We start from the raw sequence: 23,045 nt of genomic DNA, 5'->3' as shown, positions 1-23,045 counted from the left end.
GACGTCGCCCCTCGCCTTCCGCACGGAAGGCGAGGGGCGACGTCGTTGCGGTGGTTCAGCCGACCCGGATGACCGGGCCGACCAAGCGTTGCATCAGTCCTGCTGCAGCAGGGCCAGGATGCGCAGGATCTCCACGTAGAGCCAGATCAAGGTCACGGTCAGGCCGAAGGCTGCGGACCATGCGTACTTGCGGGCCACGCGGCCGATGCCGTTCTCGATGTTCTCGAAGTCCATGACCAAGGAGTAGGCAGCCAACAGAATAGCGATGGCACCGATGAACACACCCAGCGGGATGCCAAAGATCTGCACGTCAGAGCGGACGTTGAAGCCGGCGAACATGGACAGACCCAGGTTGGCCAGGGCAAAGACCAGGTAGCCGATCATGGCCACCACAACGATCTTGGTCAGGCGCGGGCTGGTGCGCAGGATGCGCATCCGGTAGAGCACCAGAACGGCCACGAACACACCGATGGTGCCAATCACGGCCTGCAGGACGATCCCCGGGTAGAGCTGCTGGAAGATTCCGGAGATGCCGCCCACGAACAGGCCCTGGGCCACGGCGTAGAGCATGATCAGAACCGGGGACGGCTCACGCTTGAATGCGTTCACCAGCCCGAGGACCAGGCCCACCAACATGGCCGGGAAGGCCAGCATCGGGATCATCCAGCCGACCACTGCCATGACGATCACGGTGCCCAGCGTGAGGCTGGTGCGCATGATGACGTCATCCAGCGTCATCCGGCCGGTCTGCTCGGCCGAAGCTGACGGGCTGTTGTACCAGCCCTGCATCTGCTCAGCAGACGGCGCCTGGCCGTACTGCTGACCGTTCTGCATGGTCTGGCCATACTGCGGAGCCTGACCGTACTGAGCGTTCTGGCCGTACTGCGCTGATTGACCGTACTGGCCCTGGCCGTACTGCGGGGCCTGGCCGTACTGGGCCTGAGGAGACGCGGAACGATCGTTGTGCTTGGAATTGAAGTCGCGGAGCAAGGGATTGCCCATAGTTGTCGTCCTTTCGTGCTGCTGCCGTGGCTGCCGCGAGTAACGGTGGGTGACGGCGCAGGGCGGTGGGCGTACAGGAATTCCGGATCAACGGTACCAGTTGACCAGTCAGCTTCTGCAGCGCTCCCCTGCAGGCGAACGAGGCGTGACCGCATCGTGACCCGCCTCTTGCGCCGATATACCCCAAGGGGGTATAGGTGGATCTACAGAAGCATCCGCTCACGCCACGTCAAGAGAGCACCATGGCCACCCAACCGGCAACAGCCCCGCAAGCACACGATCCACGAACCTTTCACCTGGAGATGCCCATCGGAGGCATGACCTGCGCATCCTGCGCAGCTCGAGTGGAACGCAAGCTGAACAAGCTGGACGGCGTCACCGCCAGCGTGAACTACGCCACGGAGAAAGCCACTGTGGATGCCCCCGCCACCATGGACCCCACCGTTCTGGTGGCAGAGGTGGAAAAGGCCGGGTACACCGCCACCCTGCCAACCCCACCAGCCGCGGCCCCCTCACCTGATCAGCAGCACGACGACGACGCCGGTGCCCGTGCCGGTTCCGGTGCCCCACCGGGGGATATCGAGGTCGACTCTTTGCGCCAACGTCTGATCGGCGCCACCGTGCTGTCCGTCCCGGTGATCGCCATGGCCATGATCCCGGCTCTGCAGTTCGACTACTGGGGATTTGCATCTCTGGTGCTGGCCGCCCCCGTGGTGCTGTGGGCCGGCTGGCCGTTCCACCGTGCCACGCTGAAAAACCTGCGCCACGGTGCTGCCACCATGGATACCTTGATCACCGTGGGGACAACAGCGGCGTTGATCTGGTCGATCGTGGCGCTGTTCTTCGGTCACGCCGGGCATCCGGGAATGACCCACAGTTTTGAACTCACATTGTCCCGCACGGACGGGCTTGGTGACATTTACCTGGAGGTGGCCGCCGGGGTGATCACCTTTGTCCTGGCAGGCAGGTACTTCGAGAAGAAGTCCAAGCGCCAGGCCGGTGCCGCGTTGCGAGCCCTCCTGGAAATGGGCGCCAAGGAAGTCTCAGTGCTGCGCAACGGCTCGGAACAACGCATCCGCGTGGAGGACCTGGCCGTGGGTGACCAGTTCTTGGTCCGCCCGGGCGAAAAGGTGGCCACGGACGGCGTCGTCGTGAAGGGGCGCTCAGCCATTGATGCCTCCATGCTGACCGGCGAATCCGTCCCGGTGGAGGTCACCGCCGGTGATGCGGTGACCGGCGCCACTGTCAACCAGGGTGGGCAGTTGACCGTTCGGGCAACGCGGGTGGGTGGTGACACCCAGCTGGCGCAGATGGCGCGCTTGGTGGAGGAGGCCCAATCCGGCAAGGCTCAGGTGCAGCGACTGGCGGATCGGATTTCCGCGGTGTTTGTGCCCGTGGTCCTGGTGATTGCAGTGGTCACGGTGGCCGCGTGGCTGCTGACCGGTCACCCGTTGAGCACGGCGTTCACGGCGGCGGTGGCCGTGTTGATCATCGCCTGCCCGTGTGCCCTGGGGCTGGCCACACCCACGGCGCTGCTGGTGGGAACGGGGCGCGGTGCCCAGCTGGGCATCCTGATCAAGGGACCGGAGGTGTTGGAATCCACGCGCCGGACGGACACCGTGGTGCTGGACAAGACCGGCACCGTCACGGAAGGCCGGATGACCTTGACCTCGGTGATTCCCGCCGATGGTGTCTCCCGGGCTGAGCTGCTGCGGGTGGCCGGTGCGGTGGAGAACGCCTCCGAGCACCCCATTGCCCAGGCCATTGCCGGCGGCGCCCGAGAGGAGACGGGCGATCTGCCGGACCCGGAATCCTTCCAGAATCTGGAGGGTCTGGGCGTGCAGGGCGTGGTGGACGGTCACGCCGTGGTGGTGGGACGCCAGAGTTTGTTGGCCGACTGGGGCATCCAACTCCCGGAGACCTTGCGCGAGGCCATGTCTGCTGCGAACACCCAAGGTGCCACCGCCGTGGCAGTGGCCTGGGACGGTGCGGCCCACGGAGTTCTGGTGGTCTCGGACACCGTCAAGGCCACCAGCACCCACGCCGTGCAGCAGTTCCAGCAACTGGGCCTGACCCCGGTGCTGTTGACCGGTGACAACAAGACGGTGGCTGAGCGTGTGGCCCAGCAGGTGGGGATCCACAAGGTCATGGCGGAGGTGCTTCCGGCAGACAAGGTGGAGGCTGTTCGATCCTTGCAGGATCAGGGCAAGGTGGTGGCCATGGTGGGCGACGGCGTCAACGATGCCCCCGCGCTGGCCCAGGCAGACCTGGGCTTGGCCATGGGAACCGGCACGGATGCCGCAATCCAGGCTGCTGACATCACCCTGGTCACCGGAGACCTGCGTACAGCCGCCGATGCCATCAAGCTCTCCCGCCGCACGTTGCGCACCATCAAGGGCAATCTGTTCTGGGCCTTCGCCTACAACACGGCCATGATCCCGCTGGCGGCATTCGGGCTGCTCAACCCCATGTTGGCGGGGGCTGCCATGGCGTTCTCCAGCGTTTTTGTGGTCTCCAACAGTTTGCGGCTGCGTTCCTTCACCCCCAGGCACGGCAAGCCCGCCACCCACACCACCCCGCCAACCCACGCCGCACCGGAACCGACTGCAGGAGTGACTCGATGACTGAACCCACCGGCGTCGTACCGGAGGCCACCACCGCAACCGAACACGCCCACTACGGTTACATGAGTGAAAAGGCCAAATATCTGGCTCGGCTCAAGCGCATTGAGGGTCAGGCGCGCGGAATCCACCGCATGGTGGAGGAGGACACCTACTGCATCGACATCCTGACCCAGGTTTCGGCCATGACCAGCGCCCTGGAAAACCTGGGCCTGGCTTTGCTGGATGACCACCTCAAACATTGCGTGCTGGAAGCAGCTCAACAGGGCGGGCCGGAGGCGGAGGCCAAGTTGGCGGAGGCATCAGCGGCCATCGCTCGCTTGGTGAAGTCCTGAGCCTCCGGGGCCTGGGCCTCATACGACCATCGAAGGTACGCGTTTGGCCGGCATGAAGCCTTGAATCGGGACAAACGCGTACCCCGGTTCTCAATCGGGATGCACCGACCGGCAGACTGAGTCCATGAGCACCTCACAACTCGCCCGGGACCCCCTGCCTCTCCAGGGAAAAACAGTGTTGATCACAGGTGTCAGCCGACGAGCCGGCATCGGGTATGCCACAGCATGTCGCGCGGTGGCGTGGGGTGCCAACGTGTTTTGCCATCACTTCTCCCCGCACGACGACCTCCAGCCCTGGGGCGGCGACGACATCGGAGCCGTGCTGGATGGAGTCCGGCAACACCTGGTGGGTTCAGCCCGAGTGGAGGATTTTCATGCGGACCTGGCAGATCACCAAGCACCGGCTCAGGTGATGGCGGCGGCCCGTACGGAGTTCGGGCAAGTGGACGGGTTGGTCTGCAACCAAGCGGTGAGTGGTTCGGACGGCGCCCTGAGCACCATCACTGCCCGGGACCTGGACCATCACTGGGCCGTGAACGCGAGGGCGTCGTTGCTCCTGACCCAGGCTTTCGCCGCGCAAGATGCACCGGGAGCGGTGGTTTTCATGACCTCCGGTCAGGGCCAAGGCCCCATGCCGCAGGAGGTCGCCTACGCCACATCCAAGGCAGCAGTTGCAGGGATCACCACCACACTTGCCCACGAACTTGCACCGGCCGGAATCCGCATCAACACCGTCAACCCCGGCCCCGTGGACACCGGCTACCTGGAACCTGGGGCCAAGAATCAGCTGATGCCCATGTTCCCGTTCGGCCGATGGGGCGAACCCGACGACCCCGCTCGCCTGATCACCTGGTTGCTCACCGAAGAAGCCGCCTGGATCACCGGCCAGGTCATCAACTCGGAGGGTGGCTTCACCCGCTGATCGCTTTCACCAGGACGTCACAGTTGCGGCAGCAGTGGTTCGACGACGACGGCCGGTGGGTCCTGCGTCGTCGTCGTTGCTGGGTTGGCGGTTTCTCCGTTGACCCAGGCCAGGAACTCGACCGCGGTGAACACCGGTTTTCCGAACTTGGCGGCGTTCTGTGCCTTGCGGGACTGGGAACCGGCCTCTGCGGAGATCAGGACGTCGCAACGGGTCTTGGTCACGTTGGCCACTGGTGCCAGGCCTGCGGAGACAGCCAAGATCTCCATGTCATAGCGCTCCAACACCCGACCCTCTGAATCCTGTGCCGTACCGGTGAAACACACTCGCGTGCCAGGTTGCAGGACGGAGTCGATGGTGTGCTGCGGGGTGTCATGGTAGGTGGAATCCAGGACTGTGATTCCGGTCTGCTCCTCCACCACCTGCACCACAGCCTGAGCCGTCGGGTCGAGCCGCGAGCGCTGAGCAGCCTGGGTGAGCATGGCGGCCAGTGCGGACTCCGCAGTTTCACCCCGGTCGCCAGGGGTGACAAGGAACCGCACCGGGCCATGTGCCCCTGAGTTGGGATGACGCGGCAGGACGTAACCCGGTCGGCCGGCCGGGGTGGAGAAGGTGTCTGCGCTGCGGTGGTGGGGTTCGGCGCCCCGCGCGATGTCACGGATGGCCCGGGCACGTTCCAGTGCTGTGGGCGCATACAGGCGCTGGCGTTGTTCAAGGTCGGCGCCATCCACATGGAGATCACGTCCCAAAGGCATGGTGACCACAGACCCCATGCGTTTGAGTTCGTGATCCAGCCAGCCCAGGTCCCGGTCGATGTTCGGACCCACCGGTGTACGCCCCGCCAGGTACGGCTCCAGCGCAGCCCAGGCCTCCGTCAGAAGAGGGGCCAACTGGACGTCCCCGGCGGTGATGCCGAAATCGTGACGAGCCTGACCCATGTCCCGGGTGGGGTTGACCAGAGTGGTGAGCTCCACGCCGTCGTCAGTGATCACTGCAATCTCAGCAGGCCGCGGACGCCACCGCTGCCCCACGTCCCCCACCGTGCACATTCCGATGTAGACGTTGCCCAGCGTTTGTGAGGACTCGGCGCGTTCGGTGGCCAGGAAACGGCGCACCCGCTGATCCACCTTGAGATCCTTGGCCAACACATCCCGGCGCAGCACCAGACCCTCCATGGACGTGCAGCGGCTCAACGCCACGTAGAGCTGACCGTCAGCAAAAGTGCCGCCCGTCAGATCCACCACCACCCGGTCCAAGGTCTGACCCTGACTCTTGTGAATGGTCACCGCCCATGCCAGGCGGAAGGGCAACTGGGTGTAGGTGCCGATCAGGTCATGACTGAGCACCCCGTTGTGAACCGTGGGTCGGGTGACCTCCCACTGGTGGGGGTGGACCTCCGCCTGCATGCCATCCGGCAACTCAACCACCACCACCTGCTCCCCGGATTCCCGGTACTGGTCCACGATCTTGGCAATGGTCCCGTTGACCCAACGGTCCCAGGGATCGTTGGTGAGCATCATGATCTGCGCACCCACTTTGAACCGCAGATGATCATCCGTAGGTTTCTCAAACCCGTCCACGTCCCCCGTGACCTGGGCAAAGTGCGATACCTCGGGTTCGCTCAACTGCTCCAACATGCTGCGGTTACGGGATGTGGCCATGCGGTTGGTGGTGGTCAACGTCAGCCAGAACTCGTGCAGCGGCGGCACGAACTCCCGGTCGGTACGGGTGTTCAGCTCCTGACGCGCCTCCTGCAGCAAAGACCCCTCCCGCACGGCGTTGAGGATCTCCACCAGCCGGTTGTCCCCCACCTGCCGGAACACACGCGTCAGTTCCACCGTGGGAAATCGCTCCCGATTGAATTTGTGTGCGGCAAAAAAATAGGGGGACGTGTAGGTGGTTTCAAAGTAGGCGCGCTCGCCATCGGCCACCACCGGCGGCAGCTGGTACAGGTCTCCCACCAGCACCATCTGCACACCGCCAAAGGGCTCCCCCGGTTTGGGGCCGAAACGCTGCAAGGCCACGGCCAGACAGTCAAAGAGGTCAGCACGCACCATGGAGGCTTCGTCAATGATCAGCGTGTGCAGTTCCTTCAGCGTTGCCGCAAACCGCCCCGGGTAGTAGCCACTGCCACGCACCAGCTCCGGGCTCATGGAGGACGGGAAACTGAACAGACGATGGATGGTGTACCCACCCACGTTCAACGCCGCGATGCCGGTGGGTGCCACCACCACAACATTGCGCTGAGTGCTCGCCAGAAAACGCCTGATCAGCGTGGACTTACCAGTGCCTGCTTTACCCGTCAGGAACAGGTTCTCGCCATGGTGGAGTCGGGCCAGGGCGTCATCGAACTCGTCCGTGTGGACGAATGATTCAGGCACCCTGTGACTCTGAAACCTGGAGGACCAGCGTCCCGTCCTCCTGGACCTCCGGGGCGCAGGCAGCCAAATTCACGACGACGGCGTGCGCGTGCTCCCTCAGTTCGGCAGCCTCATGGGATGTGGCCACAGCCAACACCTTGGAACCTGCCGCCAGGCCGGCTTTGAGCCCTGCGGGCGCATCTTCCACCACCAGGCAACGTGCGGGGTCGACCCCCAAAATCTCCGCAGCGCGCAGGTACCCTTCCGGATCCGGCTTACCCGTGGAAACGTCCTCTGCGGTGACCAGCGTGTCCGGAACGGGCACACCTGCGGCAGCCAGACGCGCCGGCATCAGCTCACGATCTCCGCTGGTGACCGCTGCCCAGCGGCCCTTGGGAAGTTGCTGCAGCAGGTCACGGGCCCCAGGCAGTTCCACCACGGAGTCCAGGTCCTGCATCTCCAAATCGTGCAGTTCCGCCTCGGCCGCGGCCACCTGGTCCGCCGGGATGAAGTCGGCCAGGGTGTCTGCCGCGCGTCGACCGTGGCACACGGCCAGGATGGAGTCGGCGTCGTGCCCGTGACGGCCTGCCCACGTGGTCCACGACCGGTTCACCGCTGCGGTGGAGTCCACCAGGGTGCCGTCGATGTCGAACAGGATGGCATCCACTTCAAATCGCATGTCTCCACCGTACGTGCTGGGGGCTCACCGGCGCTTGACCGAACTTTGCGCACGGATAAATGCGATCCGGTGCAAGGAGCACGCGCTTATCCGTGCGCAAAGTTCGGGCTCGCGCCGGAACCGGCCCGCAGCGGCAATATGTTGCCGATTCAGAGACTGGGCCTGGGTGCAAGACCGTGGCTAGACCGTAACCGGCAAGATATTGCCTATCTGGTCGTGCCGGGAGCATAATCAGCAAGAATCAGCACAAACCGGCAAGATCCTGCCGCAAGGAGGGACATGGGAGACATCCATGATGCAGGACGCAACATCCGAGCCACGCGCAAAGACGCCGGTCTGACCCAACAGGAGCTGGCAGATCTGGCCGGAACATCGCAGCGGACTGTCCGATCCATAGAGAACGGAACCGGCAATCCATCCCTGGCCTACGTGGTGGCGGTCGCTCAGGTGTTGGGCCTAAGGGTCCTGGTGCAATGACGCGCGACTTCCATCAACTGCGCCAGGTCTCCACCGCGGAGGTCTACAAATCGGGAAAACTCGCGGGTACCTTGCAGCGCCAATCCGACAGCTCAACCGTTTTCACCTACCACCCGGACTACGTTCAAGATCACGGTGAGCCGGTCGCCTCCACCCTGCCTGTCAACACCACGCCCGTTGTGACGGCGGGTGGCGGGTTACCCCCATTTTTCGCGGGCCTGTTGCCCGAAGGACACCGGCTCACCGTTGTCCGAGATGCCGTGAAAACCAGCCTCGACGATGAACTGTCTCTGCTGTTGGCCGTGAGTGCCGACACCCCCGGCCAAGCACAACGTCACCTCGGAAGATGCAGTCGCAGCCCTCGCCCTTTGAAGGCTCGCCGTTGCGTCACGCGGAGCGGGAGCTGCGGGCATGGCGTTCCGTGCTCAGCTGACTCGAACTTTGCGCACGGATAAATGCGATCCGGTGCACGGAGCACGCACTCATCCGTGCACAAAGTCCTGGCCTGGGCCGGAACCGGCCCGGAAGCTGAGCCGGCACACAAGGTGCCCCCAGTGGGACTCGAACCCACACTTGGCGGATTTTAAGTCCGCTGCCTCTGCCGATTGGGCTATGGGGGCATGGGGCGGCCCCTCCCAAACCCCGACAGAACCCCACCTTGACGGTGGGATGCCGTTCACGGAGACGAAAGGGGCCGAACCCTCACACCATGATCAGAGCTTGATCTTGGTGCGCACCACTTCCTGGCCGGTGGCCGACTGGAAGTTCAGGCGCGGGTCACGCACGTGGCGGATGGGCGCGGTGTTGCGACCGAAGATCATGTTCAGACCCCATTCGGTGAACACACGAGACTTGTGCTCTATGGTGGGGATGGCAGCACCGTGGTACAGGCGGTGCATGGCCCAGGCCGGGAAGCCCTGGAACTCCACACCCTTGATGTTGGCCACACCCTTGTTCAGACCGAAGCCTGCAACGGCACCGATGTTCTCGTGGTAGTAGTCCTGCAGTTCGCGGCCTTCGCGAGCGGCCAGGATGTTCTTGACCATCACGTGTGCCTGACGCACGGCGTGCTGGGCGTTGGGCACGCAGAAGCCACCCACGCCACCACCGGAGAGATCCGGCACAGCGGCGGTGTCGCCGGCTGCCCAGGCCTTCTCGATGGGGCCGTCGTCGCCGGTGATGCGCAAGTCCGCACCGGCACGCACGCGGCCGCGCTCGTCCAGCGGGAAGTCCGAGCTCTTGGACAGCGGGTTGGCTGCCACACCGGCGGTCCAGATCAGGGTGTCCACGTCGATCTCGCCGGCCGGGGACTTGTCCTTCATGTTCATCAGCTTGAGGTGGTTGTCCACGGCGGAGTCCAGGGAGGTGTTCAGCAGAACCTCGATGCCGCGGGAGCGCAGGTGGGCCACAACCTTTTCCGCACGCTCCTTGGAGACCTCCGGCATGATCCGGTCCATGGCCTCGATCATCACAAAGCGGAGGTCAGAGACCTTCAGGCGGGGGTCACGGGCCACAGCGGTGCGGGCCATGTCCTCGAGCTCGGCGATGGTTTCCACACCGGCGAACCCGCCACCCACGACGGCGAAGGTCAGCGCGCGGCGGCGAACGGCGTCATCAGTGGTCTGGGAGGCAATGCCAATGCGCTCCAGAACCCAGTTGCGCACGGCCACGGCTTCCTCGATGGACTTCATGCCGATGGCGGATTCGCCCAGGCCCTCGATGGGGAAGGCACGGGTCACGGAACCGCCGGCCACCACGATTTCGTCGTAGGGGATTTCCAGGACGGGGCCGTCAGCGATGGTCTGGACGGTGGCCACGCGCTCGGCGTGGTTGATGCCGGTGACGCGACCGGAGACCAGCTCACAATCGCTGAGGTACTGCTGGTGGGAGACCACTGCGGAGCGAGCTTCGATGCTGCCCGCTGCGACCTCCGGGAGGAACGGCAGGTACATCATGTACGGGTTGGGGTCCACCACCGTGACGATGCCCCCGGAAGCCTTGATGCGCTTCTGAAGTTGCTGGGCGACGGTGAAGCCAACATAGCCACCGCCGACGATCAGGATCCGGTTCCGGTCCTTTGCCAAGAAATTGTCAACCATGCCCAAGAGTCTAAACGCAGACGACTGTGCACTGTGCGGCCAGGCCCCTACATCACAGCTTGTTTCGACTCACACCGTCATGGTTGACCAAAGTGTCCACAGGTCACGGTTTGCGCTTGAGCAACCACCGGATGTGCCAGGCGGCAGCACCTGTGAGGCCTGCGATCAGCACACCGAATCCAGCCAGGATGACAATGGGCAACGCCCCGGTGGAGTTCAGCGGTACCACGGGGTCGGGTGGAACTGCTTCGGCGGTGACGTCTTCCGTCAAGGGCATGGCGCTGGCTTGGGCACTTGCGGTGGAGGTGGCGTCATGGCGCCGGTGGATCTGGATCCATTCGGCAATGGAGCCCAGTGGCCCGTCCCCCTCCATGGGCGGCAGGTCCTCGCTCACCGCCGCGTTGACGTCCAGGATCCCGTACCCGTACAGCGGGTCACGTCCCGGGACACCGGCGTCTTGGGCCGAGGCCGTGATCCGGTAGGCGACTTCCTGGGCGCTGAGATCCGGGTACTTCTCCATGATCAGTGCCGCGGTTCCCGCCACGATCGGTGCAGCAGCAGAGGTCCCGGTCCACTCCCTGTACCCGTCCCCGGGTACCGCCCCCACCAGGTCTTCCGACGGTGCGGACACGGCAATGGAGATGCCCTGGGAGGAGGATTCCTCACCGGCCTGACCATTGCGTCCAACGCCACCCACGGTCAGCACACTGGGGATGGTGGCGGGAGCCCCCACTTGGGTGATGCCGTTGCCGCGGTTTCCGGCTGCGGCAATGATCAGGACGTCCTTCTCTTCGGCGTACTCGAAGGCGGAGTCCCAGGATTCCGGCCAGGTCTGTTGCGGGGAGCCCACGGACATGTTGATGATGTCCGCCCCGTTGTCCACGGCCCAGCGCACGGCGTCGGGAATTTGTTCGTCGGTGGAACGCACGTCGGAGCGTTCGGTGCCCAGCCAGGTGGAAACCGGCAGGATCTCTGCCTCCGGCGCCACGCCAATGACGCCCGTATTGCCTCCCACCCCTGTGCTACTGGATGAGCCGTGGCCCCGACCGGCTGCCACGGAGGCCACCATGGTGCCGTGCGGAGGTTCGGCACCCAGCCCCTCTTGGCCGTTGGAGGATCCCACGCCGGAGACGTCCGTGCCCTTGCCGACCGCGCCCTCCAGGTCCGGATGGGTGCCGTCCACGCCGGTGTCGATCACGGCGATCTTCACACCGTCCCCCGTGGCCTCGTCCCAGGCGTCACGGACACCGTACTGATCCAACCAGTACTCGGCCTGCCGCGCTTCCTGGGCATTGAGCGAACGCACGGAATCAAACGTGGGAATGTCCGTGGGATCGGTGATGGGGATCGACGGTGCCGGCCCGTCCGGGGCGGGTTGACCAGGGACCTGGGCAACCGGATGCGCGTGGGCCGGCGTGGCCAGGCCCGTTTCCCCGGATTCCCCCACGACAACGCCCGCCAACACACCTGTTGCAGCCACCACCCCGATGACCCCAACCCCCACGTAAGTGCGCATGCGCGTCATGACGGCCGTACGTGCCCCCGGCCTGGAGCTGCCCACCAGTGGTTTCCCGTGCTCCACGGCATTTTCCTGCTGTGGGGCGGGGCTTTGTGCGGTCCGGGGCTGGGGCATGGGGGTTCCGGTTCAGTCAGATGTCAGTGACAGTGCAATGCCGTCCAAAATATCGTGTTCGCTGGTGGTGGCCGAATGCACGCGCCCGGATGTCTCCTGCATGACACGTTCCAGGATTCGACCCCACACCAGCGCACCTCCCCCGATCACGTCCACACGTCCCGGGTGCATGAACGGCAACTCAGCGCGCTGCTCACGGGTCATCTCCGTGAGCTCGCGGCAGGCCGTCCGGATTTTCTGGGCCTCCAGCACGGTGCCGTTGAGGCGCTCGGCGTCGTAGTCATCCAGGCCCAGGGCATGGGCCGTGATGGTGGTGACCGATCCGGCCACGCCAACCAAGCTCTGGGTTTCTCCCAGCGGGACGGCCTGCAGGACGTGGTCAATGGCGCGGTCCACGTCCTCCAGAACGGCCTGCTGCTGGCGTTCCGTGGGCGGGTTGGAGCCAAGGTGGCGTTCAGTCATGCGCACGCAGCCCACATCCACGCTGCGGGCAGCGATGATGCCCTCTGAAGAACCCAGGACGAATTCTGTGGAACCACCGCCCAGATCCACCACCAGGACACGGTCCTCAGCGTTGGTGGGCGGGGCCACCAACGCTGCACCGGCAAAGGACAACGCGGCTTCCTCCTCACCGGAGATGACCTCCGGTTCCACGCCAAGGCGCTCGCGGATGCCGTTGACAAACACATGGCGATTACCGGCGTCCCGGGTGGCGGAGGTGGCTACAAAGCGCACGGACTCCACGCCGTGTTCCTTGAGCAGGCGCGCGTACTCCTCCGTGGCGGCAAAGGTCCGGTCCAGAGCCTCCTGTGCCAACCAACCAGTGGCGTCCACGCCCTGCCCCAACCGGACAATGGTGTTCAGCCGGACCACGTCCGTGAGGGTGGCTGCGGTTCCATCAACTCCGCCGCCGTTGCCAAGGTCGGCAATCAACAGGCGAATGGAGTTGGTACCGCAGTCAATGGCGCCAACGCGCATGGTCACGTCCTTCAGTCAGGGGGTGGTCTTCAAGCTGTGGTGGGGTTTCAAGCAGCAGCGTGGTCGCGACTCAGGCTTCACGCCAGGCGGGGTCACAGTGACACGTCTGGGGGTCCCAGGTCTCAGAAATCATCTGCAGGGTTTCATCCCCCAGCACGTTCACACCAGGACCTGCCGCCAGGGAATGACCCACCAGCACGTGCAGGCACTTCACGCGGGTGGGCATGCCGCCGGCGGAAATGCCGTCGATCTCCGGGACTTCACCGGTGCCTGAGGCCACCCGGACACGTTCCCGCTGTGCCAGGAAGTCTTGGTGCGAACTTTCATAGGAGGCAGCCAGCTCGGAATCCTCCGCCAGGCGGTCGGTCATGGCGTACATGGCACCTTCGGCCTCCAGACGGGACACGGCTGCCGTGATCACCGGGTGGGCCAGGTAGAACACGGTGGGGAACGGAGTCCCGTTGGCCAGTCGGGGGGCGGTGGCTGCCACCAGCGGGTTGCCGCACACACAGCGGGCCGGGATTTCGACGACGTCGCGCACCGTCCTGCCCAGCTGCCGGGAGAGGACCTGGAGATCCATCTCAGACGGGGTCAGGCTCTCCGTGGTGGTGTTCAAACCACGGGCTGCAGGGGTCCCGGTGGGCTGATCGGTTGAGTGCTGATCGGTCACGGGATGGCCTCAGTTCTGTTCCTGATCGGTGTTCTGGTTCTGGTTGTTGGGATCAGTGTTGTGATCCGCGTTCTGGCCCTGATCGGTGTTCTGATCCAGGCCACCGTTCTGGTCCTGCTCAACGTTCTGGTCCTGCGGCTCGGTTGTGGGGTCGGCCGTTGATTCCGGTGTTGCCACAGGGGCTGGACCACCACCCAGCTGCGGGAAGTTCTCCGCCTGGCTGGGGCTGGTGCGTTCCTGGGGCCACCCGGCATCCAGCACGGAACCCCACAGGGCATCGGCCCATGCCGCCCGTCCGGCTTCCTCCTGGACGGCCGAGGAGCGCGGCGCCTGGTCTCCCACGGCGTCACCGCCCACCACAAGGTAGGAGCGCTGACCGGGTTCCACCATGAGCAGGCGTTCACGGGCTTGCTGACGGATGTATTCGGGGTCCTCCCACAGCTGCACCTGGCGCTTGAGTTCATCGCGGGAGGTCTGGTTCTCGGAGATGCTCTGCTCCAACGCCTGGATCTCCGCACGCTGGTCCAGATAGATCTTGGTGGTGGGAGCTGCCAGGAACACGATCAGCAGGAACGTGACAAGCACCAGCAGCAGTCGTCGTCGGGAATTGAATCCGCGCGGCACTCCTGATGACAGTGACGGCTGCGCGGGATCCGTGCGCGCGCTGTGGTCATCGCCAGGGGGCACGTGATCTCTCCTGTGACGTGAAGGACGGGGTCGGACCGGGCGCCGCGGTGGCCCCAGGCACCGCGGCGTGCAGGAAGGACCTGCTGGTAGCGCGGCGCACGCGAAAGTCTAGTCCTCCCGCAGCTGAGCCGGTTGAAAAAAACACCGTGACCGCGCGGTGGAACCGGACGGTCACGGTGAAGGGTTCGCTGCGCGGGCTCGGCGCTCACGCGGTGAAACAGATGCTCACGCGGTGAAACGCGGGAAGGCGGTGGCGCCGGCGTAGACGGCAGACTCGCCCAGGGCTTCCTCGATGCGCAGCAGCTGGTTGTACTTGGCCACGCGCTCGGAACGGGCCGGGGCACCGGTCTTGATCTGACCGGCGTTGGTGGCCACGGCGATGTCCGCGATGGTGGTGTCCTCGGTCTCACCGGAGCGGTGGGAGACCATGCAGCGGAAGCTGTTGGTCTGAGCCAGGGTGATGGCCTCCAGGGTCTCCGTGAGGGAGCCGATCTGGTTGACCTTGACCAGCAGGGCGTTGGCAACCTGCTCGCGGATGCCGCGGGCCAGGAACTCGGGGTTGGTCACAAACAGGTCGTCACCAACCAGCTGGACCTGGCGACCCACGGAAGCGGTCAGGGAAGCCCAGCCCTCCCAGTCGTTCTCGTCCAGCGGGTCCTCGATGGAGACCAGCGGGTAGTCCTTGACCAGCTGCTCGTAGTAAGCGGCCATCTCTTCAGAGGTGCGCTGCTGGCCTTCGAACACGTAGGAGCCGTTCTCGAAGAACTCGGAGGAGGCCACGTCCAGGGCCAGGGCGATGTCCTTGCCCGGGGTGTAGCCGGCCTTCTCAATGGCTTCCAGGATCAGGTCCAGGGCAGCGCGGTTGGACTCCAGGTTGGGAGCGAATCCACCCTCATCACCCAGGCCGGTGTTCAGGTCACGGTCCTTGAGCACGGACTTCAGGGAGTGGTAGACCTCGGTTCCGGAGCGCACGGCCTCGGAGAAGGTGGCTGCACCGATCGGGGCGATCATGAACTCTTGGATGTCAACGTTGGAGTCCGCGTGGGAACCACCGTTGAGGATGTTCATCATGGGCACGGGCAAGACGTGGGCGTTGGGGCCGCCCAGGTACTTGTAGAGCGGCAGCTCAGCTTCATCGGCGGAGGCGCGGGCCACGGCCAGGGAGACGCCCAGGATGGCGTTGGCGCCCAGCTTGCCCTTGTTGGCGGTGCCATCCAGTTCCAGCATGGTGCGGTCGATCTGACGCTGGTCGGTGGATTCCAGGCCGATGATGGCTTCAGCGATTTCCTCGTTGACGGCCTCAACAGCGCCCAGGACACCCTTGCCCAGGTACACGGACTTGTCGCCGTCGCGGCGCTCAACGGCCTCGTGCTCACCGGTGGAGGCACCTGAGGGAACTGCTGCACGGCCGAAGGAACCGTCCTCCAGGCGCACCTCGCATTCCACGGTGGGGTTGCCACGGGAATCCAGGATCTGACGGGCGTGGACATCGATGATCATTGCCATGGGACGTGCTCCTCTGCTGATACGTCGGCTAGTTTCCCAACCCCGGTGCTCGGGCATCTCTGCGAGCAGGTGCAGCGGCTTGTGGGCCGCCCGATCCGCTCACGCGGGGCAGACTGATCCAAGCCTAACCACCGCAGGAGCCGCCCATGGCATTGTTGCCTGACGTTCGCCGTGAGGTGAGCCACCAGCTGCCGTGTGACGCGCCGTTGGATCCCCCGTCACACGCGGTCGGCAACGCCGCCTCATGCTTGTTCGGTGTACCGCCGCGCGGCGGCTCGCAGTGCCCGCTCGGCATCCAGACCGGCTGCAGAGCCGTGGCGCACCAACTCAAAGAGTTGCTGTCCCAGTTCTTCCTCGTCCGCGGCCGGCACGACGTCGTCGCTCACCGCAGGTGCGGCCGGTTCCAGTCCGTGTCGGCGCGCTTTGGAGAGGACCTTGTCCGCGTACTGCAGAGCGGGCAGCCCCGGTGGCACCCCGTCGAACGGGCCGCTGCGTTCCGGTTTCTCCTGTTTCTTCAATTCCTCCCACCGGGAATGCAGGGCGGCATTGGAGGCCTCAGTGCCCAACGTGTCCTGGTAGTCCTGAGCGAAGACCTGCGGGTGGCGGCGCACCAGCTTGGCGGTGATGGCCTCCAGAACATCGGCCACGGTGAATCCACCGTCCTCCGGTGAGCGTTCCTGGGCCACTCGGGCGTGGAAGACCACCTGCAGCAGCAGGTCCCCCAGTTCCTCCACCAGCTCTTCACGGTGGGCTCGCGGACCGCCGGGGGCCTCAACGGCCTCAATGACCTCGTAGGACTCCTCAATCAGGTACTTCAGCAGAGACTCGTGTGTTTGGCGTGCATCCCATGTGCAGCCGCCCGGTGAGCGCAACTGATCCATGACGTGGACCAGGTGCGTGAACTTCTCCCCCACGGCCGCAGGTTTTATTGACTGGACGGCGGCAGTGTCCGGGACCTGCCGGTCACCCGGGGTGTTGTCCTGATCCACACTCACCACTGACCGTCCGCATCCAGCTGATCGTGCCCCGCCGGAAACTCTTGACCGCCCAGCAACTCTTGATCGGCCAGCAGGTCCCCCAAACCCAACTGCGTGCCGGCATCCCGCAGGGCCGCGAACTCCTCCGTGATGCGGGCCTCCAGCATGACGCGGTGGTCCAGGGGCACAAACGCGGTCTGAGCGGCATTGCGCTGCAAGGTCTCCACATCGTCCATGGAGAACCCGTGCAGATTCACCAGACGCCCCAACTCATCGGAGATCTCCGTCCCGGAGACCAGCCGGTTGTCCGGTCCCAAGGACACGCGGAACCCTGCGCGGTGCAAGAACCCCACGGGGTGAGTTGCCGTGCCAGGGCCCAGGACCCGCACCAGGTTCTCCGGAGGGTTCCAGGTGGGAGTTGCGTGGGTCTGCCGGTTGGACTCGGGGCAGACTTCCAAGACGATGCCACGGTCCCGGACCCACGTGGCCACCGGACCCAGATCGATGGACACGTCTCCGTCAGCGGCATCCGTGAGCGTGATGTCCTCCACGATGCGAACACCGTGGCCCAAACGCAGCGCCCGCCCGTCCACCACAGCACCTCGGATGGACTCGATCCCGGCTGCTTCACCGGCGTGCAGCGTCACGGGAATGAGGTTCTGTGCCAACAGGTCCAGGGCTTCTTGATGCTGGCCGGGCAGGAAACCGTCCTCCGGCCCTGCCAAATCGAATCCGAGCACACCCCCGGGGGCCACGGGATCGTAGCGGTCCACCACCAGTTGAGCGATCTCCAGGGACCGGTTGTTCTGCCGCATGGCACACAGCAGCTGGCCCACGGAAATCTCATGTCCTTCAGCCGCGGCGGCCTCGATGCCCTCGGTCAGTCCGGCCTGCACAGCCTCAACCGCGTCCGTGAGGGAGAGTCCCTGAGCCTGATGCTGTTCGGGAGCCCACCGGACCTCGGCGTGGATCACGCCGTCATCCACGTAGTCCTCCACGGCCTCCCGTGCCACCCGACGCAGTGCGTCCGCACTCTGCAACACGGCCAGCGTGTGCTCAAAGGTGGTCAGGTAGGACTCCAGGGACCCGGAGTTGCCGGCTTCCACCATCCAACGCGTCAGTTCCGCACCGGTCTCCACGGGCAACGAATGGTTCACACTCCGGGCCAAGTCAACCACCGTGGCCGGGCGCAGACTGCCGTCCAGGTGGTCATGCAGGCTGATCTTGGGCAACGCGCGCAGGATGCCACCGTGCCCGGACTCAACGTCGGGATCTGGGGTGTTCTGGGATTCAGTCATGGGATGAGTTTCCTTGCATCAGATGGTGGAACTGGGATGGATGGCACCACACACGACGACGGCGCCGCCCCGCCTTGTCAGCTCGGGCCGGCGCCGTCGTGGTTGCGGGATCGGATCAGTAGTTCCAGTCCTGCAGGGCGTCGTTCATGTGCTGCGGGATGTTGGCGCCCGTACGGGGGTACATCCGCAGTTCCTCCACGTAGTTCTGGGAGGGCAGGCGCTCCTCGTAGCGCACAAAGGCTTCCTCGTCCGAGTAGTTAAAGGAGACCTCCGGGGGAATACCCGGGCGGAAGCGGAACATGACGGCCAGCGGCGCGCCCTCACCTTCCACGTAGGAGTCGTCCTTGAGCTCCTGAACCTTCAGCTCCTCTTCCGGCACCAGATCAAAGGTTCCGCGCTGGTCCCAGAAGCCACCCTGGCGCACGTGGGTCAAGGCGTCGTAATACGAACCCAACGTGCGCACGCGGATCAACACCGTGGAGACATCACGAGCGGTGCCCTCCGGGCCGAACAGCCGCTTCTGCACCCCGGCCACTCGGCTCAGCACATCGGCCTCGCTGAGCACCTTGTTGCCCTCTGCCAGCCGGTCCTGGGACGGAGCTGTTCCAGCGGCCTCACCGGCGCGGTAAGACGGTGAAACGTCTGCCCCGCGTGCCACGGAAGGAGCATCGGCGTCGTTGCCGCCGCCCGAGCGGGCTCCGGCACCGGCGGCTGCACCTGCTGCTGCCGCACCGGTGACCTGACCGCCGGAGCGGCCTGCGTTGTCGTCACGCCATTCGTCGTGATCCACGTGATCCGGGAGATCCTGAAACTCAGAGCGGCGGGTGTCCTGGTTGCCGGTGTCCCCGTCAACCTGCTGGCCCTGGGCGCTGTGGGTATCAGCGGACTGGTCACGCTGATCCCGCACGGGCTCAAGGTCGGTGGAGCGCTGGTGGTCATCGGCAGAACGGTTGGGGTTCTGCGCGGTGCGGCCCTCTTCTTCACGTCCCTGAGCGGCAGCAGCAGCCAGGGCGCCACCGCCCACACCTGCGGCGGCAACACCGGTACCGGAAGCGCGACCATCAGCCGCTGCGTCCTGGTCGGCACCCTGAGAGGTCTGACCTGCGGACTGAAGGTTCTGACCACCGGTCTGGCCCTGTTGATCTGCCGAGCCAACGTTCTGACCAGCAGATGCGTTCTGCCCGGCGGCCTGCCATGCGCCGGCATTGTCCGCGGACTGGCCCGCACGCTGCTGGTCTGCGTTGGTCTGCTGCTCCGCGTTGGCCGCCTCAGATGTACCGGGCTGCTGCGATGTGCCGACCTGCTGCGATGCTGCGTCCTCGCGGGTTGCAGTGCCGTCCTGGACACCCTGACCGGACCGACCGCCCTGACCGGACTGACCGCCCTGTGCGGGCTGGCCTGCTGCGCCGCCGTTGACCTGGTAGGTCTCCGTGCGGTTGGGGCCTGAGGGGTAGGCGTAGTCCACCGTCACGGTGCCCTGCTGGGCGGTGATGATCACGGTGCGCCACGCACCGCTTTCCTGGGACATGGACTCGGTGTAGAGCGCCGCAACGTCGTTGAACATGGTGTGGTTCTGGTCCACCACACCGGAATCCGTGTCCACCGAGCCGTTGACGTTGCGCTCGGTCTGCTGGTTCATGGTGTTCCCGCGCTGAACCAAGGAGAGCTTTCCGCCCTGGGCGCCGTCAGCCAGCAACCGGTTGATCAGGTTGCGCAGCGGACCCTGGGTGGGCAGGGGCTTGGCGGGCTGGGCTGCCTCCTGCTGGGGTGCCTGTTCGGCCTGGGGCTCTGAGTTCGACTTCTTGCTGAAAAGTCCCACGGTGCTGGTCCTCCCGTGCTCCTGTGTTCAGGATTGGTTGCGGTTTGTGATTGTTGACTCCACCCTACAAGTCCTTGACGTCAACACGACTCAGCAGGACGTTCGCCCTGGGCTCGCCGTCTGACTGCACCTGTTCCACGGTGAAGGCCGACTCCACCGTGCGTGCTGCCCGCTCCAGGGCTTCCGGGGTGTCCGTGTGCAGCGTGGCCAGGACCTCCCCCTGACTCACTCGATCCCCTGGCTTGACGTGCAGGATCACACCGGCGCCCGGTTGCACGGCATCCTCCTTGCGCGCCCGTCCGGCACCCAGCGCCCAGGACGCCAGCCCGATCTGCAGAGCATCCACGCCGGTCACCACACCGTCGTGGGTGGCTGTCACCGTGTGGTGATGACGCGCTTGAGGCAGTGAAGCATCCGGATCTCCACCTTGCGCGCGGATCATGGCCCGCCACGTGTCCATGGCGCGGCCGTCTTGCAACGCCACGGCGGGATCGGCGTCAATGTCTGCGGCCTGCAGCATTTCTGCAGCCAGCGCCAGCGTCAATTCGACGACGTCCGCGGGGCCACCTCCCGCCAGAACCTCCACTGCTTCCTGGACCTCGCAGGCATTGCCCACGGCCATTCCCAGCGGGGTGGACATCTCCGTGAGCAGTGCCACGGTGTGCACACCGGCATCCGTGCCCAACGCCACCATGGTGCGCGCCAGTTCCTGGGCCGCTTCCTGGGTTTTCATGAAGGCACCGGATCCCACCTTCACGTCCAGGACCAGGGCGTCAGCACCTTCCGCAATCTTCTTGGACATGATGGAGGATGCGATCAACGGGATGGCCTCAACCGTTGCCGTGACGTCACGTAGTGCGTAGAGCTTCTTGTCCGCCGGTGCCAGGTCTCCCCCGGCAGCGCACACCACGGCTCCCACGGTTTCCAGCTGTTCCACCAACTGACGGTGGGCAACTTCCGCCTGCCAGCCGGGGATGGTCTCCAGCTTGTCCAGCGTGCCGCCGGTATGTCCAAGACCCCGCCCGGACAGTTGCGGCACGGCCACCCCGTGCGCGGCCACCAAGGGTGCCAGAGACAACGTGATCTTGTCCCCCACGCCCCCGGTGGAGTGTTTGTCCACGGTGGGCAGGCGCCTGCCGTTGCGGCGCAAACCGGAGAAATCCATGCGCTGCCCGGAGTTGATCATGGCATGGGTCCAGGCCGTGGTCTCCTCCCGCTGCATGCCGTTGAAGAAGATGACCATGGCCAGTGCTGCCATCTGTTCCTCCGCAACGTCACCACGCACATAGGCATCCAGCACCCAGTCGATCTGGCCTGGGCTCAACACACCCCCGTCACGTTTGGTGCGGATCACGTCAACGGCGGTGAACTCACCGCGGGATTCTGGCGACACGGTGCGTCGGCCCCTCAGAGGTTTTGCGGACCAAAGGCGTCCGGCAGGACCTGGTCCATGGATCTGATGCCGGAGACGGTCAGCAGTTGCATCTCAGGTGCGCGGTGTTCGTAGAGCAACTGCCGGCACCGACCACACGGCATGAGCACCTGACCGTGACCGTCCACGCACACAAAGTGGGTGAGTTTGCCACCACCGCTGGCATGCAGAGAGCTGACCAGTCCACATTCAGCACAGAGGGTCACACCGTAGCTGGCGTTCTCCACGTTGCAGCCGGTGACCGTGCGTCCATCATCCGTGACAGCCGCCGCCCCCACCGGGTAGTTGGAGTACGGGACGTAGGCGTGGGTCATGATTTCCCGCGCCGCTTCCAGCAGTCCGTCCCAGGGCTCGCCCCGGCTCTGCTCACCGGGGGACGACGACGCCGCAGGTTCGGCACTCAGGTGAGCATCGGCGTCGTCGTGAGAACCGTTGTGCATGATGGGCATCCTCCTGTTGAGAGCAAAGGTGTGGCTGAGCCCCACTATTCCTTGACGTAGGGCTGTCCGGAAGCGGCCGGGCCACGGGAGGCCCCCACCAACCCGGCCACGGCCAGGATGGTGATGATGTACGGGAGCATGGCCAGGAACTGGCTGGGCATTTCCGTGCCCAGGAAGGAGAGCACGGACTGCAGGTTGGAGGTGAAGCCGAACAGCAGGGCTGCCAGGAATGCGCCAATGGGATTCCATCGGCCAAAGATCAAGGCGGCCAAGGCGATGTAACCGGCACCGGATGTCATGTCACGGGTGAAGGAGGTGACGGAGACCAGCGTGTAGAAGGAACCGCCGATGCCTGCGATCAAACCACCCAACAACACGTTCAGGAAGCGCATGCGGTTGACGTTGATGCCCAAGGTGTCCGCAGCCTTGGGGTGTTCGCCAATGGCGCGAGTGCGCAGGCCCCAGCGGGTGCGGTAGACCGCGAACCACACGATGGGAATGGCCAGCCACATGAAGTAGCCCACGATCGACTGATCGAACAGGATCCGGCCCACCAGCGGGAGATCGCTCAGGAACGGGATCGAGTAGGACGGAAGACGTGGCGGGGAGTTGAACCGGCCCGAATCCGATTCCAACAGGGTGGCGAACAGGAATCCGGTCAGACCGGAGACCAGCACGTTGAGGACCACACCCACAATCACCTGGTTCACCCGGTAGGTGATGGAGAACACCGCCAGCACCAGGGAGACCAGGGCAGCACCGATCATGGCGGCCAAAAGACCCACCCACGCGTTGCCGGACAGGGATCCGGCCACGGCGGCGGAGAAGGCGCCGAACAGCAGCTGGCCCTCGATCGCAATGTTGACCACACCGGAGCGTTCACACATCAGCCCGCCCAGCGAGCCGAAGACCAGGGGCACGGACAGCGCTACGCCACCGGCCAACAGACCGGTGAGGGACACCGACGGCGTACGTGCTGAGCCCACCACCCACACCAGGAAGCCTGCGACGAACAAGAATCCAAAGACCACCACGGCCCAGGTGGGGGTCAGACGCCCCGAGCGCACACGCAGGAAGGCGAACACGGTGAGCCCCACAAAAGCCGCAGTG

The 23,045-nt window shown here is 65.0% G+C and carries 20 protein-coding genes and 1 tRNA gene; 5 read left to right on the top strand and 16 right to left on the bottom strand.

Going from position 1 to position 23,045, the window contains the following annotated elements; all coding sequences use genetic code 11:
- Window positions 1–93: 93 nt before the first annotated feature.
- Window positions 94–1,002 carry a Bax inhibitor-1/YccA family protein gene (locus tag L979_RS05235; protein WP_047690097.1) on the bottom strand — a complete coding sequence of 303 codons (909 nt, stop codon included), beginning with the start codon at window positions 1,000–1,002 and terminating at the stop codon, window positions 94–96.
- Between the two features lie 242 nt (window positions 1,003–1,244).
- Between L979_RS05235 and L979_RS05230 the strand changes: the two genes are divergently transcribed.
- The 3 genes from L979_RS05230 (at window position 1,245) to L979_RS05220 (ending at window position 4,880) form a co-directional block, all read left to right on the top strand.
- Window positions 1,245–3,626, top strand: coding sequence for a cation-translocating P-type ATPase (locus L979_RS05230; RefSeq protein WP_081993842.1), 2,382 nt, complete (start codon window positions 1,245–1,247; stop codon window positions 3,624–3,626).
- Window positions 3,623–3,958, top strand: a complete 336-nt coding sequence (locus L979_RS05225; RefSeq protein ID WP_047690092.1) for a metal-sensitive transcriptional regulator — start codon at window positions 3,623–3,625, stop codon at window positions 3,956–3,958. Before L979_RS05230 ends, L979_RS05225 begins: the two co-directional genes overlap by 4 nt.
- 124 nt (window positions 3,959–4,082) lie before the next feature.
- Window positions 4,083–4,880 (top strand): SDR family oxidoreductase, encoded by a 798-nt coding sequence (locus L979_RS05220; RefSeq protein ID WP_047690090.1) that lies wholly within the window; start codon window positions 4,083–4,085, stop codon window positions 4,878–4,880.
- Between the two features lie 17 nt (window positions 4,881–4,897).
- Here the strand turns inward: L979_RS05220 and L979_RS05215 are convergent, their stop codons facing one another.
- Both L979_RS05215 and L979_RS05210 read right to left on the bottom strand, forming a co-directional pair.
- Window positions 4,898–7,261 (bottom strand): AAA family ATPase, encoded by a 2,364-nt coding sequence (locus L979_RS05215; RefSeq protein WP_052209525.1) that lies wholly within the window; start codon window positions 7,259–7,261, stop codon window positions 4,898–4,900.
- Window positions 7,254–7,919 (bottom strand): HAD-IA family hydrolase, encoded by a 666-nt coding sequence (locus tag L979_RS05210; protein ID WP_047690088.1) that lies wholly within the window; start codon window positions 7,917–7,919, stop codon window positions 7,254–7,256. The genes L979_RS05215 and L979_RS05210 overlap by 8 nt, the downstream gene beginning before the upstream one ends.
- A gap of 279 nt (window positions 7,920–8,198) precedes the next feature.
- Between L979_RS05210 and L979_RS05205 the strand changes: the two genes are divergently transcribed.
- Together L979_RS05205 and L979_RS14995 are read left to right on the top strand one after the other, a co-directional pair.
- Entirely contained in the window at window positions 8,199–8,396 is a 198-nt protein-coding gene (locus tag L979_RS05205; RefSeq protein ID WP_047690086.1) for a helix-turn-helix transcriptional regulator, read from the top strand.
- A complete protein-coding gene (locus L979_RS14995) occupies window positions 8,393–8,851 on the top strand; it encodes a HipA N-terminal domain-containing protein (protein WP_081993840.1) in 459 nt (152 codons plus the stop codon). Before L979_RS05205 ends, L979_RS14995 begins: the two co-directional genes overlap by 4 nt.
- A 91-nt stretch (window positions 8,852–8,942) precedes the next feature.
- Here the strand turns inward: L979_RS14995 and L979_RS05195 are convergent.
- The 13 genes from L979_RS05195 to L979_RS05135 all read right to left on the bottom strand — a co-directional run.
- A tRNA-Leu gene (locus L979_RS05195) sits at window positions 8,943–9,016 on the bottom strand.
- A 93-nt stretch (window positions 9,017–9,109) separates the two neighbouring features.
- On the bottom strand, window positions 9,110–10,495 hold the full coding sequence (locus L979_RS05190; RefSeq protein ID WP_047690081.1) for an NAD(P)/FAD-dependent oxidoreductase: 1,386 nt from the start codon (window positions 10,493–10,495) through the stop codon (window positions 9,110–9,112).
- A gap of 103 nt (window positions 10,496–10,598) precedes the next feature.
- Entirely contained in the window at window positions 10,599–12,128 is a 1,530-nt protein-coding gene (locus L979_RS05185) for a S8 family serine peptidase (protein ID WP_231559406.1), read from the bottom strand.
- Window positions 12,129–12,140: 12 nt separating this feature from the next.
- Window positions 12,141–13,106: a Ppx/GppA phosphatase family protein gene (locus L979_RS05180; RefSeq protein ID WP_047690079.1), complete on the bottom strand. Its 966-nt coding sequence runs from the start codon at window positions 13,104–13,106 to the stop codon at window positions 12,141–12,143.
- Window positions 13,107–13,176: 70 nt separating this feature from the next.
- Window positions 13,177–13,686, bottom strand: a complete 510-nt coding sequence (locus tag L979_RS05175) for a DUF501 domain-containing protein (RefSeq protein WP_081993850.1) — start codon at window positions 13,684–13,686, stop codon at window positions 13,177–13,179.
- A 99-nt stretch (window positions 13,687–13,785) separates the two neighbouring features.
- The gene (locus L979_RS14475; RefSeq protein WP_052209524.1) at window positions 13,786–14,463 is read right to left on the bottom strand and encodes a septum formation initiator family protein; all 678 of its coding nucleotides are present in this window, start codon (window positions 14,461–14,463) and stop codon (window positions 13,786–13,788) included.
- A gap of 225 nt (window positions 14,464–14,688) precedes the next feature.
- Complete coding sequence (gene eno, locus L979_RS05165; RefSeq protein WP_047690074.1) at window positions 14,689–15,969, bottom strand: phosphopyruvate hydratase; 1,281 nt, start codon at window positions 15,967–15,969, stop codon at window positions 14,689–14,691.
- 242 nt (window positions 15,970–16,211) lie between these two features.
- Window positions 16,212–16,958, bottom strand: coding sequence for a MazG nucleotide pyrophosphohydrolase domain-containing protein (locus tag L979_RS05160; protein WP_231559405.1), 747 nt, complete (start codon window positions 16,956–16,958; stop codon window positions 16,212–16,214).
- Between the two features lie 2 nt (window positions 16,959–16,960).
- Entirely contained in the window at window positions 16,961–18,244 is a 1,284-nt protein-coding gene (locus tag L979_RS05155; RefSeq protein ID WP_081993837.1) for an adenosine deaminase, read from the bottom strand.
- Between the two features lie 115 nt (window positions 18,245–18,359).
- Window positions 18,360–20,063: a hypothetical protein gene (locus tag L979_RS05150; RefSeq protein ID WP_047690070.1), complete on the bottom strand. Its 1,704-nt coding sequence runs from the start codon at window positions 20,061–20,063 to the stop codon at window positions 18,360–18,362.
- A 64-nt stretch (window positions 20,064–20,127) separates the two neighbouring features.
- Window positions 20,128–21,456 carry a thymidine phosphorylase gene (locus L979_RS05145; RefSeq protein ID WP_047690068.1) on the bottom strand — a complete coding sequence of 443 codons (1,329 nt, stop codon included), beginning with the start codon at window positions 21,454–21,456 and terminating at the stop codon, window positions 20,128–20,130.
- A gap of 14 nt (window positions 21,457–21,470) precedes the next feature.
- Window positions 21,471–21,935 carry a cytidine deaminase gene (locus L979_RS05140; protein WP_081993845.1) on the bottom strand — a complete coding sequence of 155 codons (465 nt, stop codon included), beginning with the start codon at window positions 21,933–21,935 and terminating at the stop codon, window positions 21,471–21,473.
- Window positions 21,936–21,979: 44 nt separating this feature from the next.
- Window positions 21,980–23,045 (bottom strand): ABC transporter permease (locus L979_RS05135; RefSeq protein WP_052209523.1); only part of this gene is annotated, 1,066 nt, incomplete at its 5' end.

This window comes from Kocuria sp. ZOR0020 (genome assembly GCF_000800955.1).
In the GTDB taxonomy this organism is placed as follows: Bacteria; Actinomycetota; Actinomycetes; order Actinomycetales; family Micrococcaceae; genus Kocuria; species Kocuria subflava.
Note: the sequence above shows the minus strand (reverse complement) of the source record. Positions and strands in the feature narration are given on the sequence as shown.

Bases quoted from the DNA above. Each gene is read 5' to 3' on its own strand.
- L979_RS05175 (WP_081993850.1), bottom strand. From the start codon at position 13,686: ATGGATCTCCAGGTCCTCTCCCGGCAGCTGGGCAGGACGGTGCGCGAC.
- L979_RS05230 (WP_081993842.1), top strand. From the start codon at position 1,245: ATGGCCACCCAACCGGCAACAGCCCCGCAAGCACACGATCCACGAACC.
- eno (WP_047690074.1), bottom strand. From the start codon at position 15,969: ATGGCAATGATCATCGATGTCCACGCCCGTCAGATCCTGGATTCCCGT.
- L979_RS05140 (WP_081993845.1), bottom strand. From the start codon at position 21,935: ATGCACAACGGTTCTCACGACGACGCCGATGCTCACCTGAGTGCCGAA.
- L979_RS05235 (WP_047690097.1), bottom strand. From the start codon at position 1,002: ATGGGCAATCCCTTGCTCCGCGACTTCAATTCCAAGCACAACGATCGT.
- L979_RS05210 (WP_047690088.1), bottom strand. From the start codon at position 7,919: ATGCGATTTGAAGTGGATGCCATCCTGTTCGACATCGACGGCACCCTG.
- L979_RS05155 (WP_081993837.1), bottom strand. From the start codon at position 18,244: ATGACTGAATCCCAGAACACCCCAGATCCCGACGTTGAGTCCGGGCAC.
- L979_RS14995 (WP_081993840.1), top strand. From the start codon at position 8,393: ATGACGCGCGACTTCCATCAACTGCGCCAGGTCTCCACCGCGGAGGTC.
- L979_RS05205 (WP_047690086.1), top strand. From the start codon at position 8,199: ATGGGAGACATCCATGATGCAGGACGCAACATCCGAGCCACGCGCAAA.
- L979_RS05190 (WP_047690081.1), bottom strand. From the start codon at position 10,495: ATGGTTGACAATTTCTTGGCAAAGGACCGGAACCGGATCCTGATCGTC.
- L979_RS05180 (WP_047690079.1), bottom strand. From the start codon at position 13,106: ATGCGCGTTGGCGCCATTGACTGCGGTACCAACTCCATTCGCCTGTTG.
- L979_RS05185 (WP_231559406.1), bottom strand. From the start codon at position 12,128: ATGCCCCAGCCCCGGACCGCACAAAGCCCCGCCCCACAGCAGGAAAAT.
- L979_RS05220 (WP_047690090.1), top strand. From the start codon at position 4,083: ATGAGCACCTCACAACTCGCCCGGGACCCCCTGCCTCTCCAGGGAAAA.
- L979_RS05225 (WP_047690092.1), top strand. From the start codon at position 3,623: ATGACTGAACCCACCGGCGTCGTACCGGAGGCCACCACCGCAACCGAA.